The sequence below is a fragment of the Streptomyces sp. NPDC002851 genome (assembly GCF_053591935.1).
In genome coordinates, this window is sequence record NZ_JBSFUT010000040.1 from 50,088 (window position 1) to 66,386 (window position 16,299).

The window sequence follows — 16,299 nt, forward strand, 5'->3', positions numbered from 1 at the left end:
AAAGCCCCCAACTACACCCAGAACCCCGTAACGACCGTGCCGTCAGCCGATGTTGTCGACCGCGGCCTTCGCCCGCGACAGCGTCGACTGGGCGGTGGCGTCGTTCTGCTCCATCGTCGAGCGCACCAGGCGGATGATCTCGCGGACCTCGTGGGCCGCCTTGTCCCAGCGCACTTCCTTGCCGTGATACTCCTCCGACACCCCGTCCGCGGTGAACTCGGCCATCGCCGCCTTCACCGCCGCATCGCGGTCCGCCAGGACCCGCTCAAGGCGGCCGATGATCGCGTGAAGGTTGCCCTGCACCTCCGTGGAGGCGCTGATGTCGTAGGAATTGCGGTCTGTGTTCGCCATGATCCCTATCCCCCGTTGTCGTCAGCGCGCGCCGAAGCGAGCGCCCTCGAAATTCGCCGCACCCAGATTCTGCCGAGCGTTGTCGACCTGCTCGTGCATACCCGACGTGAACGCCGTGTCCATCCCGGACTGGCCGCCCAGGATCGCCTTCAGCGACCCGTTCAACGCCGTGGTGATGTCGTCCGCGTTCTCCTTGAACGCGTCGAACACCGCCCGGCCTGAGCCGTTGAACTTGCCCTCCAGCGGCGCCGCCGCAGCGATCAGCTGCTGGATCAGCGCACCCAGGTCGTCACTCGACCCCGTCGTCCGCCGACCCAACTCCGACAGCGTCGACGTCCCCATGTCGAACTTCATCAACGCACCCCCACGATCTTGATCTCGAAACCCCGCTAACAATCCGCCCCCTTTTTATCAACGAGGCCTTACAGCGGCAACGACAGCAATGTCACAGGACCGTGCCAAGAGTCACACACGCCGCCCCGTCACGATGCCGCGTGTGCGATGCGCTTTCTCAACACCCCTTTCTCCTGGGTGAATTGCCCAATGACGGTCTGATCACGGACGGCCCCGAGGGTGCTTCCGCGTCCTCAGGGCCGATTGATGTGGTGGGGCGCGGGGTGATGGTGCGCCCGGTACTCCCGGCAGCACCGCCCGGACGGACAACAGCGGTCAAAGCCGGCATCGCCCTGCCCGCCTCACGGCCGCCAGATGGTGAATACCCAAGAAGGTCAGTTGACCTTACGCAGTCCATCTCGTTGCGCCGCGCAGGGCTGTGAGCCCGGACCGATGGAGAACGCGTGAGGTGGCACCTGCGAGTTGCAACCTTGGGCACGTGCTCGCGTGGCGGAGCCGACACGGGTGTCACCCCGCGGCGGTCTGCCCGCGAGCCGAGCCGCGGCGCATCGCTCAGGGAACGGGGCGATGAACGGACGAGTCCTGGTCAGTGATGGTCCGGGGTGATTGCGGGGAGGATCCGCGGCTAGGTTCGCGGAGGCCGTTACTGATGTGGAGGAGTGAACGTGCAGGATCGTCATGTCCCTGCCTGGATTGCCGACACATTTGAGACACACTGCCTGACCCTTGCTGAAGGGCTGTCCATGCGTGAGCTGCTGCGGCGCCTGGGCTGCAGCGAGGACGACGTGCTCGAGGTCGCCGATGCCCGGGAGGTGGACGAGCTTGACTGGGGCAGTGAGCACTACGAGGACTGGGGTCTCTTCGCGGATAACACTGAGCCAGCCCGGCTGCTTGCTTGGCCCTGCTGCATGAGGTCTCTGGTGTCGGCGTGCCGGAATCAGACATCCCAACCGGGCTTGTCGGCAAGGCACCGGCCCTCTACCGGGGGCCGGAGCCCACGGAGGTGGGCGGGGACTTGGATGCAGGCTGGCAGGGGGTGTCGGTCCCGGTGGGTCCGGCTGGGGTCGTGCCCGCTGGTCGAGCAAGACCGGCCATGCCAGCGGCTGCCGCGCGGCTCCCCCGTAGTCGTGGTCAGCGGACGCTGAGCCAGAACTTCTCCCCGTTGAGGACGCGTTGGTGCTTGTAGAAGGACCATATGCTGCCGCCGACTGACTGGTTGGGGCTCAGGCTCACGTGGCCGATGGTGCAGCGTCGCGAGGCGTCGACGTTGTTGATGTAGTCGATCTGCCACTGCCCATTCTTCTTGCGGGGCCGGATCTCCGCGCAGTCCTTCCCCGTGAGCCCGAGCTGGCCGCGGCTGCGATCCGGACGACTCAGGATTCTGGCCGCACACGAATGGCAGCTCAGCCACCTTCAATGCACCGGCAGCAGGCACGGGCATTGTGCGGCCATGGGAACGCTGCGGAGTGCTGCGGAGTAGCGACTCGGTACGCGATAGGGAGCCGTCGCAGTCAGGAGCTGATGAAGCAGAACTCGTTGCCCTCCGGATCGAGCATGGCTTGGAAGGACCCCTGGTCGTCGGTGACTGTCTCACCGACCTTGACTGCACCCAGGCGTACTGCGGCGGTGGCAGAGGTCTCGATATCGTCGACCGCGATGTCGAGGTGAAGTCGATTCTTCGTGGCCTTGCTCTCGGGGACCGGCTGGAAGGCGAGCCGGACGAACCCGGGCAGTTCAATGTGTGACCAGTCGCGGGCACGGTCGACCGGATCGCCGCCGAGGAGCTGTGCCCAGAAACGGACCAGGGTCTTCGGCTCACGGCAGTCCACGACGATCTGATGCAGGTGCGCACGCATGAACGGGAGCCTATGGCAGCCCCGGCTCACTACGACGATCGGGCCCGCGACATGACGACGGCAGCACGGGTTGAGGGGATTGTGACGTCCTTCTCACACCACGACCCTGACCAGTAACTTCAAGACGGCGCAGGCTCGACGGTGCACCAGGGACTCCCCAGGTGGTGGTGCTGACACCCCGACAGAGACCCGCCGCCAACATCTGTGACACGACTGCCACCGCAGGGGCAGTCCCGGGCTACGAGACGCGGAACTGCCAACCGCTACGCGGCGCGTGGTTGTGGATCACGGGTAGCGCCCTCGTGTGCCGCTCCCCGACGTGGCTCACTGCGCCGCAGGTCCCTCTGGCTCGGGTCCCCGGACCCGGACCGCGACTTTCTGGGTCAGCTGCTCGATACGGTCCGTGGCTTGCATGATCTGGCCGATGTCGGTCGTCGCTGTCCACAACACGATGTCCATGGCGAATTCGTCATCGCGCCAGGCATAGCGCAAGCCCGCCAGGAGTTCGGGATCGTCATCCTGACGCACAGAGCGGAAGGCCCGAAGGCCCTGCCCTACGAACTCCGCTCGGTGCGCTTCAACGACCGGGGGTTCCACGGCGTCCGGGTCCTCCGCTCGGACCAGTGCGCGCAGCGCCTCTTCGCGCTCTCCGTATGCGGGTTGCACGGTGGCGAACAGCGGCAGTGGCATCGCCTGGGGCTCCTGTATGTGCAGCAGCGCCCGCGTGGCGAAGTCGTCGGGTGCGAAGGCGTCGGCGCAGCGCCGGAGCGTACCGGCGAGCAGCTGTACTCCGGACTCGCCGGCGTCTTGGGCAGACGAACGCCACAAGAGCTCAGCGCACTCCCGCGCCCCTCGGCTCACCGGGCACGGACACGGACACGGACACGGACACGAAGTAGTGCACCCGACGGCCGCCCAACTCAGCTCCATGCTCCTGCTCCTGCTCCTGCTCCTGCTCCTGCTCCTGCCACGCGGGCAACACATCCTCTCGTCGGACGGCGAGAGCAGTGCAGCCCAGGATGTGAACACCGTGAGGAGCGTGGAGTACCGGACGCCCGGCCTAGCGGCTATCAGTGGACCCGCACGGTGAGCGTCTTTGTCACGGAGAATTTCTTGCTCTCGGCAGACTCGGGTCTGACGCCGTCCTCGCAGCGGTAGCAGCCGAACAGCCTGACCGTGGTGGTGCCTTTGCCTCGGGCCGTGAAGCTGTACCAGTCCTGGCGTACGGCGGCCGGATCGCCGGTGATGTACTCAAAGCTGTCGTCCCACCACAGCACCGCTGCGTCGGGCTCCTTGACGAGCTCCCAGGTGTAGCCCGGCTGGTTGTTGTAGCGGTTGGCGATATGGATGTTCTCGCCCTGGCGCAGGGTGACAGTGCCCTCGAAGTCTCCGTCAGTCTTGCGGGCATGCCCGGTCTCGTCCGGGCCTCCGGTGTAGGGATCAGGATCCTCCGCAACGCCACCCAACTGATCGCCGTCCTTCACCTCGACCGGGTACGTCATCGTGCGGTTACCGTCGACCTCCTTCAGGACGACGCGGGCCCTCCCCGTCTTCAGCGTGCGGAACGTGAAGTAGTGCGTGCCCTTCACGGTCTTCTCCCCCTTGGCGCGCAGCACACCCCCCGACTCCCCGGCGTCGACGAGCCGCCAGTCGTCGGCGTCGCCGCCCGGCCGTACGTGGAGGGAGAAGTCGTGGTCGACGAGCACCTGAGTCCGTACCGACTGGGAGGCGATGTCGATCTCCCCGTCGGGCCCGCGGGGAACGTCGTACAGGGGCGGGGGAAGCGCGCAGCAGGCCTTGTCGTCGTTCACGAACTCCTCGTAGGCCACGACGGCCCCGCCGCCGACGATCAGTACGGCGGCAACGCTCACGCCCCACCGGGCCTTCTTGGTACGGGGCAACTTCGGCATCAGCTTCGGCATCTGCTGCGTCTCACTTCGGGAGGTGGACGCCCGTGGCGTCGGGGAGGTGCCCGTGGGACGCGACGCCCATGTTGCCGTTGACGAAGTCGTTCTCGCTGACCCAGACCGTGTGCCCCCATGGGTTGTGGACCTGCAACATGTTCCCTTCCTGTCCGACGATCACGAGGGCATGCGCCGAGTCGGCACCGTCCACCCTGATGGGCACGGGCCTACCCTCCGCGACGGCCTCCTCGATCTCCGGCAGTACGCCCCTGCGGTCGTTCGCCGTGCTCAGCTCCTGGCGCTCATAATTTGCGCCGGTGGTCGAGTTGAGCTCCTTGTCGGCCACTTCGGACCAACCCTCGTTGTCCATCCCACTGGGCGGTCCGGTACCGAACCAGCCGTCGTAGCCGCCGTCTCCTTCGTCATGGACACGGTGCTGCTCATCCACCAACCGCTCTCGGAACGCCTCGCCCGACTCCTCCTGGCCGCTGGGCCCACCGGTCAGCTCCAAGGCATAGATCGGATCGACCATGGCTCGGGCGTGGACGGTGGACGAGGCCACACAGGTGCCCTCGCTTCCATCGCCGCCCTGGGCCCATTCCTGACGGTGGAACTTGTTGTCCTTCTCGCTGTAGTCAGGGGACCCACCCGGCGCGTCGGTCACCACCGGGGCCAAATGCCGACGCAGCCACGCCTGGTTCTTGCCCTCGATCTTCTCGCTGAATTCGCGGACGCTCTCCACGTCGTGCCCGGCGGCGAGCGCCTTCATGAGGTACGCCTGCCGTTCCGGCGTGCCTGCCCTGTCCAGGATCCGCTGGAACTCAGCCCGATCGGCCGGGCTCATGTTGTTGAGCCGGTCGCTGGAGCGCTCCAGGTCGTTGGCGGAGAGGATCTCGTTGTACTCGCGGGCGGCGGAGTCCTCCTTGACCACCGCCGTGTCGGCCAGCATCACCTTGTCGACGGCGCTCAGGCCCTTACCGGTGATCTTGCCCGAACGGGCCTCGGCTGCCAGCTTATTCAGGTCGCGGGCCGCCTCGCGCGCCGCGTTGTCGGCGCGGACCGCCGCCGCGTGCCGGGTTTCGGCGCCCGTGCGGGCTATCTCGCGGGCCCGCTCCTTCTCCGCCTCTTCGGCGTCCTTCTCCACCAGGTCGTCCCAGAAGCCGTCCTCGCTGCCGAGCATGGTCCGCGCCCGGCTCAGCGCTTCGCGGCCCGGCCCGTCCTGCCGCTGGGCGTCCCGCACACCGTCAGCCAGGCTGCCAAGGGCCTTCTTCCCTTGCTCGAACGCCTCGCGGATCTGCTCGGCGGTCCGCGCGGCCGCCGCGACCACACGCTGCGCCGAGCCGCTCGCCATACCGTCCCATGCTTGCGGGAGCGCCTTCTTCGCGACCTGTTCGACCTGCTCCTCGACCTCGTGCCGACAGTGGTCCGCGGCCTTGCCGTACGCCTTGGCCGCTGACTCAATGGTGTCGGGGTCGCCCATGGGTGCGGCGACGCCCAGGGCCTTATCGATCGCCGCGATCAGGTCGTTCTTCGAGCCCGCGTTCTCGATCGCGCGTACCGCGTCGACGAGATCAGCCCGCCGGGTGGTCGTGTCCTCGCCCGCCATCAGCCCTGCCCCCCTTGCGCGCCGGTTCCACCGCTCGCGAACCTGCGTACGACCATGATCTCCGCGACCGCCGACAGCCAGCGCGCCAACGTCTCGTCGTCCTCGACCGTGCGCCGCACACTCGCCCCGGCCTCCAGCCACTCGCGCACAGTACTGCCCGCCGACTCGCCCGGAACGGGCTCCTCCAGGCCGGCCGCGTAAGCGGCGCCGCCGCTTCGCAGGATCTTCGCAAGGAAGGCCACTGCCCGTGGGTACACCCCCGCGTGGCTCAGTATCACGGCCGCGCCCACGGCGCCCTCGCCAAAGAGGGCCGTACGCATCCGGCTCCCCTCACTGAGCCCGAATCGCACCAGCGTCGCGACGTCGAGCCGGGCCAGTTCGTCATCCGACTTCACCCTGTGCGCTTCGGTCACGCCGTATCCCCCGCGTCCATGGGCATCCAGGATCCCCAAACATCTTGAATTTACTGTTAGTTGAAGTCGGCAAGGCCCGCCTGGGCAGGTGCGGCCCGGCGCAGCTCGCCTTCGGTGGCGCGCTCCGCCGCCGTGTAGTTGCTCGTCGTCGTGTTCAGGTTGCGCGAGATCTCCCGCAGCGCGGCCCGCAGGACCGTCGCCTCCCGCTGCCACGCTTCGGTGAAGTCGTCGAAGGCGGGAGCGGCTTCCTCACCGCCCAACGCCATGGGAGTGCTGCACTGCTCCTGCGGCATGATCGATTTGACCGTGTCAAGCTCGTCGGCCGCTCTACCCAACTTGCCTACGGAGTCCCCGACTTCTCCCGCACGTACGCCGTACCCCGTCGAACTACTCACGCAGCCCCCTCCACGATCTACGCCCTGCGCACCAAGGTCGACTGTTGAGGCTAGTCAATGCCGGTGACATGCCAAGACGCGCTCGGCGACCAGTTACGTCACCATGACAGTCACGCCTCGATCCGAGATCCCTGGTGCTCCCTGCACCACGTGTGCGGGCCTGCCTCGTCCGAGTGGCCCGTGTCCCTCTACGCACCCCTTGACCGGCAAACCTCATGCACCGCGACCCCGCGTGGGATCCGCTACCCGTTCGCGGCACCACTCAGCTGACCTGCCAGTTCCTGCTCACGACAGCGCACGCGCCGGTGCACGGATGGTGTGCGTGGCTCTGTCGCTGGCGCTGGTGGCGCTCGGCACGCTGAGCCGGTAGGCGGCGCAGGCGACGGCGAAGTCCGCGGCCGCGATGCGTGCGAAGGGCCCGGGAGCCCAGTGGCGCGTGCGCAGGCCCATGTCGTCGCGCCGTCCCCGGCGCCAGGCACCGCCGTGGACGAACAGCACCAGCGGAACAGGCCACGTTGCCTGGTCGGTCGGGCAGCCACAGGTCGAGTTCCAGCGGGCGGCTGGCCTCGACTTCTCCGTAGGGCACGCCGCGCAGCTCGCGCACGCCGGGCGCGCCGGGCGCTGCGGGTGGCAGGGAAGCGTGGTCGGGGTGGGGCGCGGCGATCAGCTCCCTCAGCGAGGGCTTGGTTGCCGTCATCCGGTCCGCCACTGGTGGTCGGGCAGGAAACGCACGTCGTACCGCTCGGAGACGCTGGCGAACCTGTGGGGCTCGGGGACGACGGGTTCGCGTGGCAGGCCGAGGTGTTCGGCAGGCGCGCCGAGGTTTTCGAAGAACCGCTCGAAGGTACCGCCGGGGCCGGCGGCGACGCCGACGACCTGGCTGTGGTGGCGCTCCATGCGGTAGGCGTGCGGGCAGTTCTTGGGCACGAAGCCGAAGTCGCCGGGGGTGAGCAGCTTTTCCTGCTGGTTGCCCTCGGTGTCCTCGACGAACAGCCGCACAGCGCCCTGGGCTATGTAAAAGACCTCGTGGGTGTCGGGGTGCAGGTGGGCCGGGATGAGATCGCCCTTGGGACCTTCGACGGTGAAGAAGTTGAAGGTGTTCTCGGTCTGCTCGCCGCCGGCGTAGATGGTGACCAGGTCGCCGAACAGGTGGGCGCGGTCCCCTTCGCCCTTCTCGATGAAGTAGGGCTTGCCCGGATCGGCGGGTATGCGCGAAGCGCGCCGGTACCGGGTGGCGTACTCGATGGTCATGCAGTCTCCTCGATCGACTCCCCCCAGGAATGTCAGGTAGCCTGACATAAGAAAATGCCGGTGAACAAGACGAGGAGGTCAGCCCGGCCCCGCCCTCTGTCATCGTGAGGAACAGATGCAATCCACTCGCCGCAACCTCCCCCAGCTACTCGGTGACGCCCGACGCTGGTTCGAAGAAGGGCTGCTGACGGCCCTCGAAGCGGGCGGTGCCACGCCGGTGTCCCCGACGCAGGCACAGCTCTTCGCCGTACTGGACGACCAGGGCACCACGGTCTCGGAGCTGGCCCGGCGCATGGGCGTCACCCGGCAGACCGCGCACCAGGCCGTGCACGGCCTGGTCGCCGCCGGATTGCTCGAACAAGTTCCCGACCCCGCCTCCGCCCGGCAGCGACTGATCCGGCGCACCCCGGACGGCGAAGCCGCACACGGCCAGGCCGGCCTCATCCTCGAACGGTTGGAAGTGCAGCTCGCCGAGCGGATCGGCCGGGATAAGGTCGACGCCCTGCGGACGACACTGGAGGCGCCGTGGGGTCGGCCGCCCTCCCCGGGCTCAGAATGACGTTGCCGCCGCGGCGGTCTTAGCGGTGTGACAGACAGCGACGATCAGCCCGGCGACCACGGTGGCTGAAGTTGCTGGTGGATGATGAGGCAGCAGGCCAGTTGACGAAGGCTTCGTGGATGTCTGCCCGGCGTTCCCACCGGACCCGGAGTCGTCGGAAGCCGTGCAGCCAGGCGAGCAGCTCCGCTCTACCACCCATCGGTAGACGCCAAGTCCCGTGCCGTGCCGGGTGCTTCGGCGGGCGATGGCGGGCACGATGCCGCGTTGAGCTCGGCCAGCAGGACCTCGTGCAGCCGCTGCCGGACGCCGCCCTCGTGTCCCGTGCGCACCACGGGCCTGGCTCGCCGGAGACCGACGCCTGCACCGCCGCTACGAGCGCAAAGCCGACCACTTCCTGGCCTTCGCCAGCATCGCCTGCACCCTGATCTACTACCGCAGACTCACCAAACGAGATGACTTCAAGTACTCCAGTCCGGCTTCGCGATCTTGTGGCGGATGTGGCTGAGCAGCTTAGTTGGCCGGGCTGAGCACTCCAGTTGGCCAGCCGGCCGGGCAGGTGCGGTGGCGCGTCAGGGGTCGGTCGGTAAGTGGCTGGACGACAAGGAAGCCGTGTTCGCCGGGGCGGCGCCCATGGCCGGTTTCCTCGTACGGCACTTGAAATGCGTTCGGCGAGGCCGCGCCACCCTGCGACACTCCGTCGCATGACCACCGAACAGCACCCCGCCCCCACTGCGTCGCTGCAGGTCGGCGCCCAGGACGACGAACTGCAGCAGCGGCTCGACGACGAGCTCACCGCCTTCAACGCCCGTGCCAGCGGGGCCGGGTGGCCGACCGAGCTCTCCATCCGGGTGACTGACACGGACGGAGAACTGATCGGCGGGCTCACCGGCTGGACCTGGGGCACTCTCTGCGCCGTCGAGATGCTGTGGGTGCGCGAGGACCAGCGGCACGCGGGCTGGGGTGCCAGGATCCTCGGGGCCGCTGAGGAGGAGGGCGCGCGGCGCGGCTGCATCGACGCGATCGTCTCCTCGTACACCTTCCAGGCCCCCGGCTTCTACCGCAAACAGGGCTACCGCGAGACCGGCCGTATCACCGGCGTCCCCGGCGGCCACGAAGACGTGTACTTCCACAAGTCGCTGGCGGCCTCCTGAAGCTCGACGCCGCAGACAGGAAAGCCGCAGGCCAAAGAGCAGGCTGAGCACGACAGTTGGCCAGCTTGAGCGGCCCGCCGGCGAGCGCCTCCCCGTCTCAGCGCCAAGGATGGACCCGCCGGTAGAGTCGGTCCGAGGCGAGCGCCGATCGGGGGGACTCCTGACGGCAGCGGATGCACCGCACCCATCGTCTTCGTACACGGGACGCCGTCCAGCGCAGGGCAGTGGAGCCCGCAGCTCACCGCACTCCAAGAGGACTTCCCGGCAGCCGCCGTTGACCTACCAGGCCACGGCGCCCGCTGTGCTCAACCCTGGAGCCTGAACGCCCCGACGGAGATCATCGCTTCCGCAGTGGACTCGCTCGACCGCGGGCCGGCCTGGTCGTCGGACACTCGCTCGGCGGATACGCCTCGCTGGAGTTCGCTTCGAGGTCGACGTCGAGGCAGTGAAGTCGCCTGCCGTCCGCCGCCTTGGCGGGGTTGGGGTGAGGGCCGAGGTCCACGATGCGGTAGCCGTAAGGCGGTCGACCTCACTGGTGAAGACGAAGCCTGTAGTCGGGCGCCGATCCGTCAGGTCTGCCACCGGCACCCCCGAGTTCCTGTTCACCCGAACTCCGATGGCACGAACGTACTGACCATCAAACTTCGGTGACAACGATCAACCTTCGATGCCACAGGACACCCGGCACGGATGTCCCGTGTCACTGAACCTTGACCGTCTGCCACTGAAGATTGACCAGCGAGACTTTGTGCCACTGAAGTTTTGATCGCCCAGGTCAACGAGCTCTCGCTAGCATCGACGGATGGCTCGTAGCGGCAAGAGGGCACGGCGTCTCGTGGTCGAGGGAGAGACCTTCCTCTGGTCTTTGAGCCATACCCACCGCGCGCTGGGCAACGGCCAGTACGAAGACTGCTGCGAAACCCTCGTCATACGCCGGTTCAACGCGAGGGGGCGCGTCCGTATCGCCTTCCGGGCAGGGGCCAACCGACTTGTCCCGGACGGGTACCTCATGCCGTCCGGAGCCATCGGCACAGCCCTCGGCAGAACCTTGAACCTGCATGAGCCAGGCACCGTCAGGGCCTTGCTGGACGCTGCCTTGAGCCAGGGCTGGCGTGCCGATGATCCCGTGATCGAGGAAATCGACGGCTGGAGCATCTTCGATGAGGTGGTCACGCGCCGCCACGCGGCTTCGCCCGACTGAGCTGCCGCCGTCGGATCTTACGCAGCGCGTCGTTCCGCACGCTTGGCACCTGGGGGTTACGAGACCATCCACGGGCCTCGCCTTACTGGGCAACCTTCAGTGGCAAGCCATCAAGGTTCAGTGTCACGGGACAGTGAAACGGCCTTCTTCCCTTCTGCGGTACAGGGAAGATTTCTTCGTGTTCGAACCCGGCCGCCCCCTCGGTGTGTGATCGCTGCTGGTGGGCGGTGGTGGACCGGTGGCGGGCCGTCGCGCGTGCTGGGCCAGTGGGCCGCATATGGTCCGGCCGTGGCCCGGGCTGGTTCGGTGGTGGTACGGCTGCCTGGCAGAAGGGGCGGCAGTGACACGTTCGCTGCCTTCCCGCAAGGAGTTGTGCCATGCACCACCACTTCTCTCACCTTGCCGCTCGCCGTACCACCCGTAACCGGGCGGGGGGCCGTTCGCCGCTGATGGCGTTGGAGGAGTCCTTCCTCGCGCTCGCCTCCGCGGCTGAACCGCTCACTCTGCCCGCGGACTTGGTCTGTGCCCGTACCGGAGCAGCCGCATCTGGCGGGTCGACCGCGGACCACCTGGCCGCCAGTCCTGACGCGGTCGAGGGCATCGCCCAACCCCGGTGGGCCGCCGCCTGCTTCCCCGAACCGTTGCGCGCTGCTGCGGCGTCCGCCGAGCTCCGGGCCCTCGTGACCGCATCGGACGGCGGACCACTTACGCCAGAGCTCATCCGCCAGTGCTGCGGTGCCCGGCAGAGTACGGCCAGAGGTAGGGGCGGCCGTCCGCACGGGCAGCGTGATGTTCATGGGTGACTCGGCGATGTCGGCACCGGCCTGGACGTACGCACATGCGTACCTCGGCGAGAGCGGCGAACGGCCGCAGTCGACATCACTCCGTCACCAGACACCTCCCAGCTACAAGCGGCCCTGGTCGAAAATCCGTTGGTGCCACGCTCGTTCGCTCGCTTACCGTCAGGGGCGACGGCGTGTAGCTCAGCAGCAGAGCACCGGGCTTGGGACCCGGAGGGCGCAGGGGCAGAACCTGCCATGCCGGCTTATGGATGAGAACCGTGAGAGCACTCCGCAGCAGCTTCCCACCGCGGCCCCCGGCTACGCCCTGGGGCAGTTGGCTCGGGCCTTCACCACCGCACTGATCCACGAGGATGACGAGACCCGGCGCCGCGCCGGAAACCGGGTCGAGCAGTGGCGTGCCGTGCTCGCGGGCATGGCCGACGGGCGGCTGCGCGTTGGCTCGCGTACCCCGGTGCGGGACCTGCCCGCCTGGGTGACGCCCGAGGTCGTGCGCGGTGGCTTCGCCACCACGGCCGCGAGCGCGGGCGGCCCGCTGCAGCCGTACGAGATCGAGGCGGCGCGCGCGGCCGGCGTACCGGAGGAGCGCAGTGCCCTGTTCGCGTACAGCCTCACCGAACCCGGCCTGGCCCGGCTCTGCGCACTCCTGGACAACGGCCGCTACGAGCTGACTGTGCCAGAGGAGGGCGCGCTGCTCACCGTGGCGTGGCTGGTGCGGGCCGGTGAGGTGCGGGAGGCGGCCGAGCTGGTCGGCGTGCTCGAGCCGTTCGCGGACCGGCTGCGGTTCCTGCCGCGGCCCGCGGCCGCGCCGGCGCCTGGTGCCGTTGCCGTCCACCGTACGACGGTCGGTGATGCCGGGCGCAGGCTTGCCCGGCGTAGCCCCAACACGGCCGTGGAGGCGCAGCGCGAGGCGCTCGCCGTGTGGCAGCCGTTCGCGGACCGGCTGCTCGCGCACTGGCTTCGCACGGCTGTCGACGGGCGGGTCCTGGCGGTCGAGCCCGACGCCGAGTGGTACGCCGAGGGCGCTGAACTCCTGTGTGAGTACCGTGTGTTGGCGGCCGAGCACACCCGCTGCGGCAAGCACCGTGATCCGAAGCAGAACCTGGGCATCCTGCGCGGCGCCCTGGGGGAGACCGTCGCCGGGCGGGCCCTGAGTGCGCGCTGGCTCGGGCTGCTGCGGTGCGCGGTCGACGGGATGGTCCGCAAGCGGGGCATGCCCGGGTCCGTGCGGCACACGGCGCTGCGCGAGCTGCAGGCCGCGCAGGCGGCGCTGCCCTCGCACCACACCCTGGCCCAGCTCCTGCTGCGCCGCCTGTCCGTGCTGCCGCAGGAGAGCGGCGCCGCCGACACCGGCCCGCTCGTCGCCCCGGTGACCCGGCAGGAGCAGCACAACTCCGGGGTGCCCGAGGGCTCAGCGCTGCCGCCCGCCCTGGCCGGGATCATCGAGGCCGCCCTGAGCGCGCCCGTGGGCACCCTGGTGGAGCGCGGTGTGGTGCCTTCCGCCGAGGTACTCGCCGAGCTCGTGCCGCAGCTCGTGGCCGTGACCACCGCGCAGGCGTACGCCGACGAGCCGCTGCGCACGCTGATGGCCGCGCAGTACCGAGCCTTCCGCAACCGCCGTTCGCTGCTCCTGCTCAACCTGGAGCGGCAGGTACGGATCGACGAGCTGCCGTGGGTCCGTGCGGTCGCTGGGCACCGGGACGGCCCCGCGGTCCTCGACAGCGCGGTCACCACGGCGCGCGACCTCGGCGAGCTGGCCGTGCAGGCGTTCCCGGGCACCCTGCTCCCGAATCCGCTCATCCGTGAACTCGACGTACTGGTACGGCAGTCGGAGCTTGCCGCGCCGCTGGTGGAGGAGCTGGCGGCGGACATCTTCATGGGCACGTTCACGCCGAAGTTCCTGGCCGCCGCGCGCGTCGCGGGGGAACTGCTCGACGGCACGCTGTACGCCCGCTATTACGGCATCGACTACCCGGCGCTGCGCAACCTCGCGGTCGTCGAGGCGGGCTCCGCGCTGACCCGCGGGTACCGGGCGCGCACCTCGCCGGGGTTCGCGCGGCTGTGCGCCGAGCGGGCCGGGGTGGCGCCGCACGGTTCGACCGCCGCCAACGGTGCGGTGATCGAGCAGGCGCAGATCCTCACCACGCACAACCTGGCCGTCCTGGTCGCCCGAGTGGGCATCACGCCACGGCCGGGCCCCGCCGACCTGGCGCGGCGCTGCTTCGCCACGGTGTGCCGCCTGACCGCCCGGGTGCACCACAACCCGCGCCCCTTGTCCACGGTCAAGGACGCCGCGTACGCCTGGCGACAGCTGCTCTTCCACCTGTCCCTGTGCGAACCGGCCGAGCAGACCGCGCTGCTCGACGGGTTCGACGAGGAACTCGCCGGGCAGCCGTGGCATGTCGCGGACCGGCTCACTCCGGCCTTGGCAGGGCTGCGACTCGTCGTCGGGGGCGGCTCGTTCGGCGAAGACGGCACGGCCGACGGAACCGCGGGCTCCGGCCGTGCGCGCCGGTTCCTCGGGTGGACGACGGGGCGGCACTGGTTCCTTGACCTGGGCCGCGGCCCTGCTCCCCGCTGACCACAATTCACGATACTGAGCAGCACGGCGGACAACTCACTGTGGATTGCTTCATTGACCGCTGGCACTGGTGTTCTTGCCAGCTGGGTGACGAGTCGAGGCACCGCTCGGGCTGCCCGAATACGGGCCGATGCCACGGCGAGCGTTCAGCGGACCGAACGACCACGCGAGACGCGGCGACGCAACGCTTACGCCCAACTCGTCGAGCAGGCCCAGCGCATGGGTGAGGTGACCTCTACTGGCGGGTATCCGGCATTTACCGGATCGGCCGTCATGAGGAGCAGTTCGTGGCAGCCTCCCAGAGGTGCGGCCACAGTCAGAGGATCAGCACTGATACGGAACGCCGACGTATCCCCCTCCGCTGTCGTCGTTGGGTGGACTCGGCGACGGGCCCGACGAGTGCGGGGGCATGCTCACCTCCGCCGCAGCACCACCAGGCCCTGCCTCTGGTACACCCGCTCCCATCCTGCAGCCTCAGCCTGCTGGACAACGGCGGTTGCCTGCCCCGGCGGGAACTCGTCGCCCAACTCGGCCACGATCCAGTCCACATCGGGCCGGGTGACGAGCGTTCGCTCGACAGCCAGATAGACCGTGGCGCGGTCGGTCAGGTGTGGGGCGAGGCCGTTGCTCGCGGCCACCCGCGCCCCGGACGGGATGAGGTCCAGGGCGGCACGGGCGGCGTGCTGGCGCGGTCCGTCGTACCAGAAGCCGGGGCGTGCCAGGTCGCGCAGAGGCTGGGCGGGCAGCAGCAGGACGGCGACGAGCAGGGGTACGTACGCCGGGAGCCGCGCGCCACGGCGCAGCGCGTCGATGAGTGCCGTGAAGGCGATGGGCATCAGGACGGCGGAGTAGTGCAGTTGGGTGCCCCAGTAGGCCGGGTTGGGTGAGGTGAGGCGCCAGGCGAGCGTGGGCAGGAGCAGCAGGGCGAGTGGGCTGCGGAGCACGAGTCCGCCGGTGACGGCGACCAGGGCGGCGAGGGTGGTCGCTTTCGTGTCGAGCCCGTCGAGGAGTCCGTTCGGCTGGTGCTGCCCGAAGTATCCGTACCGGCCGTCTGGCGCGAGGGCCGGCAGGGCACCGTACAGGATCAGCAGAGTTCGGCCGTGGCGGTCACGGTCAGGGTGAGACCGGCTCGGCGGTGGTGCCGGGCGAGCAGCAAGCCGAAGACGGCGGTCGTGGCGCCGAGGTCCTCCTTCACGAACAGCAGCGCGCCGGCCCACCAGGCGGCCGGGGTCCAGCGGCCGTCGAGGAGTGCTGCGCAGGCGAGGGCGAGCAGCGGTACGGCGAACGCGACCTCGTGGAAGTCGAAGGCCACCAACTGCTGCAGTCCCCAGGACAGTCCGTACGCCGCTCCGATCAGGGCAGGTGTGAAGGGCTGTCGCAGATGGCGGGCGGCCGTACGCGCGACGACATACGTGGATGTCGCCACGAGCGCGGACTGTGCGAGCAGCAGGGTCTCGACCCGGGGCACGAGTGCGTACAGCGGTGCGAGCAGGGCCAGGACGGGGTGGAAGTGGTCCCCGAGCAAGGGATAGGCGCTCCCGGTGAAGCTGTCCGGTGCGGTGGCCGTGCGTATCTCGGAGGCGGGAGGGCGCAGTTCGGCCATGGCGCGGACGGCCTGGCCGAAGATCCCGAGGTCGTAGCCGGTCGTGCCGAAGCGGGCGTGCTCGCGCAGTGACAGCAGGGCGTACGCGGTGAAGACGGCCAGGGACAACAGGACAGGGACGGCGGCGGGGTGCCGGGCGCGTGACAGGTGGCCTCGTACGTCCCGAGCGGGCCGTGCCACCGTGGCCGAGCCCGCAGCAGAACGGGCGGTCTGGTCGAGGGTGGAAGGGTGCGGCATGCGCCGCACCCTGATCGGTCACCGCTGAGGATCCGCT

The 16,299-nt window shown here is 68.9% G+C and carries 17 protein-coding genes, 1 tRNA gene and 2 pseudogenes; 6 read left to right on the forward strand and 14 right to left on the reverse strand.

The window, feature by feature from the left end:
* Window positions 1-42: 42 nt before the first annotated feature.
* From ACWD10_RS31750 to ACWD10_RS31800, 11 genes are all read right to left on the reverse strand, one after another.
* A complete protein-coding gene (locus tag ACWD10_RS31750; RefSeq protein ID WP_451097115.1) occupies window positions 43-351 on the reverse strand; it encodes a pore-forming ESAT-6 family protein in 309 nt (102 codons plus the stop codon).
* 21 nt (window positions 352-372) lie between these two features.
* Window positions 373-705: a hypothetical protein gene (locus ACWD10_RS31755; protein ID WP_451097116.1), complete on the reverse strand. Its 333-nt coding sequence runs from the start codon at window positions 703-705 to the stop codon at window positions 373-375.
* Between the two features lie 1,511 nt (window positions 706-2,216).
* Window positions 2,217-2,561, reverse strand: coding sequence for a VOC family protein (locus ACWD10_RS31760; protein ID WP_451097117.1), 345 nt, complete (start codon window positions 2,559-2,561; stop codon window positions 2,217-2,219).
* Window positions 2,562-2,885: 324 nt separating this feature from the next.
* Window positions 2,886-3,389, reverse strand: a complete 504-nt coding sequence (locus ACWD10_RS31765) for a hypothetical protein (RefSeq protein WP_451097118.1) — start codon at window positions 3,387-3,389, stop codon at window positions 2,886-2,888.
* 4 nt (window positions 3,390-3,393) lie between these two features.
* Complete coding sequence (locus ACWD10_RS31770; protein ID WP_451097119.1) at window positions 3,394-3,540, reverse strand: hypothetical protein; 147 nt, start codon at window positions 3,538-3,540, stop codon at window positions 3,394-3,396.
* A 91-nt stretch (window positions 3,541-3,631) separates the two neighbouring features.
* Window positions 3,632-4,483: a hypothetical protein gene (locus ACWD10_RS31775; RefSeq protein ID WP_451097120.1), complete on the reverse strand. Its 852-nt coding sequence runs from the start codon at window positions 4,481-4,483 to the stop codon at window positions 3,632-3,634.
* Between the two features lie 10 nt (window positions 4,484-4,493).
* Entirely contained in the window at window positions 4,494-6,071 is a 1,578-nt protein-coding gene (locus tag ACWD10_RS31780) for a WXG100 family type VII secretion target (RefSeq protein ID WP_451097121.1), read from the reverse strand.
* Window positions 6,071-6,484: a hypothetical protein gene (locus tag ACWD10_RS31785; protein WP_451097122.1), complete on the reverse strand. Its 414-nt coding sequence runs from the start codon at window positions 6,482-6,484 to the stop codon at window positions 6,071-6,073. The genes ACWD10_RS31780 and ACWD10_RS31785 overlap by 1 nt, the downstream gene beginning before the upstream one ends.
* 56 nt (window positions 6,485-6,540) lie before the next feature.
* Window positions 6,541-6,879 carry a type VII secretion target gene (locus ACWD10_RS31790; protein ID WP_451097123.1) on the reverse strand — a complete coding sequence of 113 codons (339 nt, stop codon included), beginning with the start codon at window positions 6,877-6,879 and terminating at the stop codon, window positions 6,541-6,543.
* Window positions 6,880-7,164: 285 nt separating this feature from the next.
* Entirely contained in the window at window positions 7,165-7,377 is a 213-nt protein-coding gene (locus tag ACWD10_RS31795) for a hypothetical protein (protein WP_451097124.1), read from the reverse strand.
* 195 nt (window positions 7,378-7,572) lie between these two features.
* Window positions 7,573-8,130 carry a quercetin 2,3-dioxygenase gene (locus ACWD10_RS31800; RefSeq protein ID WP_451097125.1) on the reverse strand — a complete coding sequence of 186 codons (558 nt, stop codon included), beginning with the start codon at window positions 8,128-8,130 and terminating at the stop codon, window positions 7,573-7,575.
* A 115-nt stretch (window positions 8,131-8,245) separates the two neighbouring features.
* Here ACWD10_RS31800 and ACWD10_RS31805 point away from each other — a divergent pair, with 115 nt between their 5' ends.
* Entirely contained in the window at window positions 8,246-8,689 is a 444-nt protein-coding gene (locus tag ACWD10_RS31805; protein WP_451097126.1) for a MarR family winged helix-turn-helix transcriptional regulator, read from the forward strand.
* Window positions 8,690-8,708: 19 nt separating this feature from the next.
* On the opposite strand, the pseudogene ACWD10_RS31810 reads toward ACWD10_RS31805, so the two are convergent.
* Window positions 8,709-8,953: pseudogene (locus ACWD10_RS31810) on the reverse strand (hypothetical protein); the annotation flags it as partial.
* A gap of 437 nt (window positions 8,954-9,390) precedes the next feature.
* Between ACWD10_RS31810 and ACWD10_RS31815 the strand changes: the two are divergent.
* The 5 genes and pseudogenes from ACWD10_RS31815 (at window position 9,391) to ACWD10_RS31835 (ending at window position 14,422) form a co-directional block, all read left to right on the forward strand.
* Window positions 9,391-9,840: a GNAT family N-acetyltransferase gene (locus ACWD10_RS31815; protein ID WP_451097127.1), complete on the forward strand. Its 450-nt coding sequence runs from the start codon at window positions 9,391-9,393 to the stop codon at window positions 9,838-9,840.
* Window positions 9,841-9,949: 109 nt separating this feature from the next.
* Window positions 9,950-10,283: pseudogene (locus tag ACWD10_RS31820) on the forward strand (alpha/beta fold hydrolase); the annotation flags it as partial.
* Window positions 10,284-10,642: 359 nt separating this feature from the next.
* Window positions 10,643-11,041, forward strand: a complete 399-nt coding sequence (locus tag ACWD10_RS31825; RefSeq protein ID WP_451097128.1) for a hypothetical protein — start codon at window positions 10,643-10,645, stop codon at window positions 11,039-11,041.
* A gap of 972 nt (window positions 11,042-12,013) precedes the next feature.
* A tRNA-Pro gene (locus ACWD10_RS31830) sits at window positions 12,014-12,085 on the forward strand.
* 3 nt (window positions 12,086-12,088) lie between these two features.
* Window positions 12,089-14,422, forward strand: a complete 2,334-nt coding sequence (locus ACWD10_RS31835) for a hypothetical protein (RefSeq protein WP_451097129.1) — start codon at window positions 12,089-12,091, stop codon at window positions 14,420-14,422.
* A 413-nt stretch (window positions 14,423-14,835) separates the two neighbouring features.
* Here ACWD10_RS31835 and ACWD10_RS31840 read toward each other — a convergent pair whose 3' ends face one another.
* Together ACWD10_RS31840 and ACWD10_RS31845 are read right to left on the reverse strand one after the other, a co-directional pair.
* Window positions 14,836-15,513, reverse strand: a complete 678-nt coding sequence (locus tag ACWD10_RS31840) for a DUF2079 domain-containing protein (RefSeq protein ID WP_451097147.1) — start codon at window positions 15,511-15,513, stop codon at window positions 14,836-14,838.
* The gene (locus tag ACWD10_RS31845; RefSeq protein ID WP_451097130.1) at window positions 15,507-16,262 is read right to left on the reverse strand and encodes a DUF2079 domain-containing protein; all 756 of its coding nucleotides are present in this window, start codon (window positions 16,260-16,262) and stop codon (window positions 15,507-15,509) included. Before ACWD10_RS31845 ends, ACWD10_RS31840 begins: the two co-directional genes overlap by 7 nt.
* Window positions 16,263-16,299 lie beyond the last annotated feature (37 nt).

What these genes read in the sequence shown, in the direction of transcription:
- ACWD10_RS31780 (WP_451097121.1), bottom strand. Translation starts at nt 6,071, where the DNA reads ATGGCGGGCGAGGACACGACCACCCGGCGGGCTGATCTCGTCGACGCG.
- ACWD10_RS31800 (WP_451097125.1), bottom strand. Translation starts at nt 8,130, where the DNA reads ATGACCATCGAGTACGCCACCCGGTACCGGCGCGCTTCGCGCATACCC.
- ACWD10_RS31775 (WP_451097120.1), bottom strand. Translation starts at nt 4,483, where the DNA reads ATGCCGAAGCTGATGCCGAAGTTGCCCCGTACCAAGAAGGCCCGGTGG.
- ACWD10_RS31750 (WP_451097115.1), bottom strand. Translation starts at nt 351, where the DNA reads ATGGCGAACACAGACCGCAATTCCTACGACATCAGCGCCTCCACGGAG.
- ACWD10_RS31825 (WP_451097128.1), top strand. Translation starts at nt 10,643, where the DNA reads ATGGCTCGTAGCGGCAAGAGGGCACGGCGTCTCGTGGTCGAGGGAGAG.
- ACWD10_RS31845 (WP_451097130.1), bottom strand. Translation starts at nt 16,262, where the DNA reads ATGCCGCACCCTTCCACCCTCGACCAGACCGCCCGTTCTGCTGCGGGC.
- ACWD10_RS31760 (WP_451097117.1), bottom strand. Translation starts at nt 2,561, where the DNA reads ATGCGTGCGCACCTGCATCAGATCGTCGTGGACTGCCGTGAGCCGAAG.
- ACWD10_RS31755 (WP_451097116.1), bottom strand. Translation starts at nt 705, where the DNA reads ATGAAGTTCGACATGGGGACGTCGACGCTGTCGGAGTTGGGTCGGCGG.
- ACWD10_RS31835 (WP_451097129.1), top strand. Translation starts at nt 12,089, where the DNA reads ATGGATGAGAACCGTGAGAGCACTCCGCAGCAGCTTCCCACCGCGGCC.
- ACWD10_RS31805 (WP_451097126.1), top strand. Translation starts at nt 8,246, where the DNA reads ATGCAATCCACTCGCCGCAACCTCCCCCAGCTACTCGGTGACGCCCGA.
- ACWD10_RS31815 (WP_451097127.1), top strand. Translation starts at nt 9,391, where the DNA reads ATGACCACCGAACAGCACCCCGCCCCCACTGCGTCGCTGCAGGTCGGC.